This window comes from Thiomicrospira sp. WB1 (assembly GCF_001507535.1).
Classification (GTDB): domain Bacteria; phylum Pseudomonadota; class Gammaproteobacteria; order Thiomicrospirales; family Thiomicrospiraceae; genus Hydrogenovibrio.
The window spans coordinates 1-5,617 of the sequence record NZ_LQBN01000005.1; the positions used below are offsets into that span (position 1 = coordinate 1).

2 tRNA genes and 3 rRNA genes are annotated in these 5,617 nt (G+C 50.5%); all 5 read left to right on the plus strand.

The features are described from left to right. Positions 1-288: 288 nt before the first annotated feature. The 5 genes from AVO41_RS10510 to rrf all read left to right on the plus strand — a co-directional run bounded on the left by AVO41_RS10510 (position 289) and on the right by rrf (position 5,596). A 16S ribosomal RNA gene (locus tag AVO41_RS10510) occupies positions 289-1,845 on the plus strand. Between the two features lie 69 nt (positions 1,846-1,914). After that, positions 1,915-1,990: transfer RNA gene (locus AVO41_RS10515), tRNA-Ala, on the plus strand. Between the two features lie 38 nt (positions 1,991-2,028). Next, positions 2,029-2,105, plus strand: a tRNA-Ile gene (locus AVO41_RS10520). A 317-nt stretch (positions 2,106-2,422) separates the two neighbouring features. Next, positions 2,423-5,282, plus strand: a 23S ribosomal RNA gene (locus AVO41_RS10525). A gap of 199 nt (positions 5,283-5,481) precedes the next feature. Beyond that, a 5S ribosomal RNA gene (gene rrf, locus AVO41_RS10530) occupies positions 5,482-5,596 on the plus strand. The 16S, 23S and 5S rRNA genes sit together here with 2 tRNA genes alongside, the layout of an rRNA operon. Positions 5,597-5,617 lie beyond the last annotated feature (21 nt).

Genomic DNA, 5,617 nt, shown 5'->3' on the forward strand with positions numbered 1-5,617 from the left:
CAGGCTGACACAGAAACATCAAAAAAACTTCAAAAAAGAGCTTGACCGCGATGAGTGATCGCACTAGAATACGCAGCTTCTTGAGGGACACGGCAAGGCCGGTTGCTTGAGACGAGAAAGACCCAAGATCTTTAACAAACAGGTAATTCAGAGACAATTTATGTGGAAACTCCCTAAGGTGAGTGCCCCATATAAATTGCTCGACACTATGTATATGGTTAAACATGTACCTAGTCAATTTCGAGCGTTTTAAGAGCAGACAAGCTCATTAAAAAACGAATCATGATTAAACTGAAGAGTTTGATCCTGGCTCAGAATGAACGCTGGCGGCAGGCCTAACACATGCAAGTCGGACGGAAACGACAGGAACAATCCCTTCGGGGTGCGAACCTGGGCGTCGAGTGGCGGACGGGTGAGTAACGCGTGGGAATCTGCCCTTTAGTCGGGGACAACCTGTGGAAACGCAGGCTAATACCGGATGTGCTCTATGGAGTAAAGGTGCCCTCTACATGTAAGGTATCGCTAAAGGATGAGCCCACGTTAGATTAGCTAGTTGGTGGGGTAAAGGCCTACCAAGGCGACGATCTATAGCTGGTTTGAGAGGATGATCAGCCACACTGGGACTGAGACACGGCCCAGACTCCTACGGGAGGCAGCAGTGGGGAATATTGCACAATGAGGGAAACCTTGATGCAGCCATGCCGCGTGTGTGAAGAAGGCCCGAGGGTTGTAAAGCACTTTCAGTGGTGAAGAAACGTAGATGGTTAATACCCATCTGCTTTGACATTAACCACAGAAGAAGCACCGGCTAACTCTGTGCCAGCAGCCGCGGTAATACAGAGGGTGCAAGCGTTATTCGGAATTACTGGGCGTAAAGCGCGCGTAGGCGGACTGTTAAGTCGGTTGTGAAAGCCCTGGGCTCAACCTAGGAATTGCATCCGATACTGGCAATCTAGAGTTTAAGAGAGGCAAGGGGAATTCCAGGTGTAGCAGTGAAATGCGTAGATATCTGGAGGAACATCAGTGGCGAAGGCGCCTTGCTGGCTTAAAACTGACGCTGAGGTGCGAAAGCGTGGGTAGCGAACGGGATTAGATACCCCGGTAGTCCATGCCGTAAACGATGTCAACTAGCTGTTGGTCTTATTAAAAAGATTAGTAGCGCAGCTAACGCGATAAGTTGACCGCCTGGGGAGTACGGTCGCAAGATTAAAACTCAAAGGAATTGACGGGGGCCCGCACAAGCGGTGGAGCATGTGGTTTAATTCGATGCAACGCGAAGAACCTTACCATCCCTTGACATCCTGCGAACATTCTAGAGATAGATTGGTGCCTTCGGGAACGCAGTGACAGGTGCTGCATGGCTGTCGTCAGCTCGTGTCGTGAGATGTTGGGTTAAGTCCCGCAACGAGCGCAACCCTTATCATTAGTTGCTACCATTTAGTTGAGAACTCTAGTGAGACTGCCGGTGATAAACCGGAGGAAGGCGGGGACGACGTCAAGTCATCATGGCCCTTATGGGATGGGCTACACACGTGCTACAATGGGAGGAGACAAAGAGCAGCCAACCAGCGATGGTGCGCGAATCTCATAAAACCTCTCGTAGTCCGGATTGGAGTCTGCAACTCGACTCCATGAAGTCGGAATCGCTAGTAATCGCGAATCAGAATGTCGCGGTGAATACGTTCCCGGGCCTTGTACACACCGCCCGTCACACCATGGGAGTGGGTTGCTCCAGAAGTGGTTAGTCTAACCTTCGGGAGGACGATCACCACGGAGTGATTCATGACTGGGGTGAAGTCGTAACAAGGTAGCCCTAGCGGAAGCTGGGGCTGGATCACCTCCTTTAAGAGAAAGGGGAACGAGCCTTAGGGTAGTTTTCACATCAATTGTCTCTGGATTATCTAGAAAAAGCCTGGGGCTATAGCTCAGCTGGGAGAGCGCCTGCTTTGCACGCAGGAGGTCTGCGGTTCGATCCCGCATAGCTCCACCAATTAGTTGAGTTGGTAGACCTTACGGACTCATACGATTGGGTCTGTAGCTCAGTTGGTTAGAGCGCACCCCTGATAAGGGTGAGGTCGGTGGTTCAAATCCACCCAGACCCACCAATTTACCTTTTAATCACGTTTATCCTGAAAGAGTGGGATAGAAATGATTAACAGCTAAATTGGCAACAATTTAACTGAGCTTTAACGAGCAAGATCTTTAACAAATTGGAAAAATCTCTTGACCCTATTACCCAATAGGGATCAAGACTAGGTAACAGCATCTTAAAATGTGAAAGCTGTTGGCCAGCCTGTTTATGTTTCGGCATAAATAAAAAGGTCAACAGTCGAGACTCTCAAGATGTCAGCGAAAACCTTAGTCATGTGCAACTTGAAGATGACGACTCGATACAAAAGGCCGAGTTTGATTTGAGTTGTATAGTTAAGTGACTAAGCGTGCACGGTGGATGCCTAGGCGGTAGAAGGCGATGAAGGACGTGATAGCCTGCGATAAGCTTCGGTGAGGTGGCAAATAACCTTTGACCCGAAGATTTCCGAATGGGAAAACCCACTCAGCTTGCTGAGTATCCTGCTTGCAGGAGGCGAACCCGGAGAACTGAAACATCTAAGTACCCGGAGGAAAAGAAATCAACCGAGATTCCCCAAGTAGCGGCGAGCGAACGGGGATTAGCCCTTAAGCATAGATAAGGTTAGCAGAAGGCTCTGGAAAGTGCCACGGTACAGGGTGATAGTCCCGTATGCGAAAATCTTTTTTATGTGAAAACGAGTAGGACGGAACACGTGAAACTCTGTCTGAACATGGGGGGACCACCCTCCAAGGCTAAATACTCTCTACCGACCGATAGTGAACCAGTACCGTGAGGGAAAGGCGAAAAGAACCCCTGAAGGGGAGTGAAATAGAACCTGAAACCGTGTACGTACAAGCAGTGGGAGCTCTTTATGAGTGACCGCGTACCTTTTGTATAATGGGTCAGCGACTTACGTTGTGTAGCAAGGTTAACTGAATAAGGGAGCCGAAGGGAAACCGAGTCTTAAATGGGCGGTTAGTTGCACGGCGTAGACCCGAAACCGGGCGATCTATCCATGGCCAGGTTGAAGGTGCCGTAACAGGTACTGGAGGACCGAACCCACGTATGTTGAAAAATGCGGGGATGAGTTGTGGATCGGAGTGAAAGGCTAATCAAGCCCGGAGATAGCTGGTTCTCCTCGAAATCTATTTAGGTAGAGCCTCATGTCTCACTGCCGGGGGTAGAGCACTGTTATGGTCTAGCGGGCCGTCAAGGCTTAGCAGCCCATTGCAAACTCCGAATACCGGCAAGTGCAATCATGGGAGACAGACACCGGGTGCTAACGTCCGATGTCAAGAGGGAAACAACCCAGACCACCAGCTAAGGTCCCTAAACACTGCTCAGTGGGAAAGGATGTGGGAAGGCTTAGACAGTCAGGAGGTTGGCTTAGAAGCAGCCATCCTTTAAAGAAAGCGTAATAGCTCACTGATCGAGTCGGCCTGCGCCGAAGATTTAACGGGGCTAAGCAGTGTACCGAAGCTGTGGACTCTTTTAGAGTGGTAGAGGAGCGTCGTGTAAGCCTGCGAAGGGAAATTGAGAAGTTTTCTGGAGGTATCACGAGTGCGAATGCTGACATGAGTAGCGATAAAGGGAGTGAAAAGCTCCCTCGCCGAAAGACCAAGGGTTCCTACGCAACGCTAATCGACGTAGGGTTAGTCGACCCCTAAGACGAGGCCGAACGGCGTAGTCGATGGGAAACAGGTTAATATTCCTGTACTTTTTGTGACTGCGATGGAGAGACGGAGAAGGCTAGGCCAGCTTACAGATGGTGTAAGTTTAAGATGGTAGGCAGGACGCTTAGGCAAATCCGGGCGTTCAATGTCGAGAATCGATGACGAGCTCATTGCGAGCGAAGTGGTTGATGCCAGGCTTCCAGGAAAATCTTCTAAGCTTCAGGTCACAGAGAATCGTACCCCAAACCGACACAGGTGGTCAGGATGAGAATTCCAAGGCGCTTGAGAGAACTCGGGTGAAGGAACTAGGCAAAATGACACCGTAACTTCGGGAGAAGGTGTGCCTCTTATGGTGAAGGACTTGCTCTGTAAGCTATGAGAGGTTGCAGAGACCAGGTGGCTGCAACTGTTTACTAAAAACACAGCACTCTGCTAAATCGTAAGATGACGTATAGGGTGTGACGCCTGCCCGGTGCCGGAAGGTTAATTGATGGGGTTAGCTTTTAGCGAAGCCCTTGATCGAAGCCCCGGTAAACGGCGGCCGTAACTATAACGGTCCTAAGGTAGCGAAATTCCTTGTCGGGTAAGTTCCGACCTGCACGAATGGCGTAATGATGGCCACACTGTCTCCACCCGAGACTCAGCGAAATTGAAATCGCAGTTAAGATGCTGCGTACCCGCGGCTAGACGGAAAGACCCCGTGAACCTTTACTACAGCTTTACACTGGACTTTGACCCTACTTGTGCAGGATAGGTGGGAGGCTTTGAAACTGTGACGCCAGTTGCAGTGGAGCCACCCTTGAAATACCACCCTGGTAGTGTTGAGGTTCTAACCTCGGTCAGTGAATCCTGACCAGGGACAGTGTATGGTGGGTAGTTTGACTGGGGCGGTCTCCTCCCAAAGCGTAACGGAGGAGCGCGAAGGTACCCTCAGCACGGTCGGACATCGTGCATTGAGCGCAAGAGTAAAAGGGTGCTTGACTGCGAGACAGACACGTCGAGCAGGTGCGAAAGCAGGTTCTAGTGATCCGGTGGTTCTGAGTGGAAGGGCCATCGCTCAACGGATAAAAGGTACTCCGGGGATAACAGGCTGATACCGCCCAAGAGTTCATATCGACGGCGGTGTTTGGCACCTCGATGTCGGCTCATCACATCCTGGGGCTGAAGTCGGTCCCAAGGGTATGGCTGTTCGCCATTTAAAGTGGTACGCGAGCTGGGTTTAGAACGTCGTGAGACAGTTCGGTCCCTATCTGCCGTGGGCGTTGGAGAATTGAGAGGGGCTGCTCCTAGTACGAGAGGACCGGAGTGGACGAACCTCTGGTGTTCGGGTTGTCACGCCAGTGGCACTGCCCGGTAGCTATGTTCGGGAAGGATAACCGCTGAAAGCATCTAAGCGGGAAACCTGCCTCGAGATAAGTTCTCCCTTGACTTTAAGTCATCTGAAGGGCCGTTGAAGACGACAACGTTGATAGGCTGGGTGTGGAAGTTCAGTAATGGATGAAGCTAACCAGTACTAATTACCCGTGCGGCTTAACTATACAACTCAAAGAAAACTTGGTTTTTTAAACAAAGAGCGCAAGTTGAGTTGACTGAGGTTAAGACAGCTTGAGAGTCAGAGCAGAGCTTGAAAGAGCATGGATGCTGTTACCGAAAGAAGAAAGAACAAAGTCGGTTTAAACCAAGAGATTTTTCCAGATTCAGTCATCAAGCCACTGGCTTGTTGGCGGTACCCAATTGCTTGGGGACCATAGCGAGATGGAACCACCTGATCCCATGCCGAACTCAGAAGTGAAACGTCTCAGCGCCGATGGTAGTGTGGGAGGTCCCATGTGAGAGTAGGTCATCCCCAAGCTTATATCCCAAACCCGTGAGG